This window comes from Kitasatospora putterlickiae (assembly GCF_039527695.1).
Classification (GTDB): Bacteria; Actinomycetota; Actinomycetes; order Streptomycetales; family Streptomycetaceae; genus Kitasatospora; species Kitasatospora putterlickiae.
In genome coordinates this window covers 5476-7139 of record NZ_BAAAKJ010000241.1, presented here as the reverse complement: position 1 = coordinate 7139, position 1664 = coordinate 5476, and the positions used below count along the sequence as shown (strand labels likewise).

General features: G+C 75.0%; 1 protein-coding gene. It reads right to left on the bottom strand.

Translation table 11 applies throughout. The features are described from left to right. Nucleotides 1–392: 392 nt before the first annotated feature. Complete coding sequence (locus ABD308_RS24370) at nucleotides 393–1313, bottom strand: hypothetical protein (RefSeq protein WP_344338593.1); 921 nt, start codon at nucleotides 1311–1313, stop codon at nucleotides 393–395. Between the last annotated feature and the right edge of the window lie 351 nt (nucleotides 1314–1664).

The window sequence follows — 1664 nt, the reverse complement described above, 5'->3', positions numbered from 1 at the left end:
CTGGGCGGCGCGGGGGTGGGCGCGGCGACGGCCGGGCTGGCGGTGGCGGCGATCGTGCCGGCCAGCAGGGTCAGGGAGGTTGCGGCGGTCAGCAACCGGCCCGCGGTGGCACTGCGTTTCATCGAGGCTCCTAGCGTGTGGGGGTCCTCGATCGCGGAAGGAAAGGCTCATGGCGCACCGCAGGGCCGTGTGTGGGGACGGCCGTGCGGGCCGTCCGCGCTCGGGTGCTGGAACCCTCACATGCCGTCATGCTCCGGTCAACGGCTGGTGCGTGTGAGGCGACGAGTTGGCAAGTTCCGTCAAGCCGCCGGCCCGGTTCCGGGCCGACCCACCCGCGTGACGGTGGGCCGGCCCGCGCCGGAGCGTCCGTGATGTGCCGTGCGGACGGGCCCTCAGTGACGGCCCCGCCGCCGGGACGGGCCCGGGTCCAGCGGGAGCTGGTCACCGGTGGCACCGACCTCCAGACGCCCGTAGTCCGGGTGGTCCAGCCGGTGGTGGACGTAGATCTGGTCGGCCCACGGCGGGTCGAACGGGGTGAACGCGCGCAGCCCCAGGACCCGTCCGATCGCCCGGTCGTCATGGGCGGCGTTGAAATCGGCGACCGCCGCGGCCTCGCCGATCCGCTCGATCGTCCCCGGCAGGTCGTCCAGGTAGCAGGTGACCCGGGGCAGCAGGTGCCCGTGCGCGGGGCCCCGGAACAGGCCGAGGGCGGTCGCCGTCGAGGAGCAGTAGTCCAGGTCGAGGGAGACGAAGCCGACCGGATGACAGCTCAGTACCTCGGCGTGCGAGTCCAGGTAGTCGGGCAGCGTCCGGTCGAGATCGCCGATCACCAGTTCGGCCGCTCCCAGCCGGGCCCGCAGCCGGTCGTGGTCCATCGTGTAGTAGCCGGGGGCGAACAGGTACGGAAGGTCCCGGGGATCCGTGGCCGCCGGCAGCCCCGCCCCGCTGTCGAACCCGACCACCCGCACCGCCACCCCGGTGGCGGCGGCGTAGTACCGGGCGTGCTCGGCGAGCGCCAGCAGCCCGTTGCCGCCGGCCACCCCGAACTCCACCACCGTGACGCCCCGGTGCCCCAGCCGCGCCGCCGACTCGGTGGCCCGCCGCACGCCGTAGGCGTAGTGCGGCCGCTCGACGAGGCCGAACCGGTACGCGGACGCCGTGCCGACGCCGGGCAGCCCGCGCAGCAACCGGTTGCGCGCCGCGGTCCGGGTTCCGGACTTCGACCAGTCCCACAGCACGTCCGCCAGCCCGCCGGACGGCAGCCGGCCGAACGGATGCCCCTTCTGGGCGGTCGTCCTCGAACCCCTGCGCACGATGGACCTCCTCAGCACGACGACGCGGTCGGGGGCATCCTTCCCTTCCGCGCCCCGCACCGAATCGGCGTCCCCGGCCCCGGGCGCCGTACCCGGTACCGGTGCCGCGGCCCCGCAACGGCCCGAGTGCCGCGGCCGTGCCGCTCGGCGTCGCCGGCACCGCCCTCGGCCTGGCCGCCATGCGGGGCCGGCCCCGGACCCGGCCCGGCGGCGGGTGTCGACCCCATCATGCCTCGTCAGCGGCCCTTTCCGGTAGGACCGGAAGCACAGACGATCACCCTTGTCCAGCCCCCGCGCCACCCGCAGACTCGTCGTCATCCACTTCTCCCGGCTCCGTGCCGCCGCCCGCTC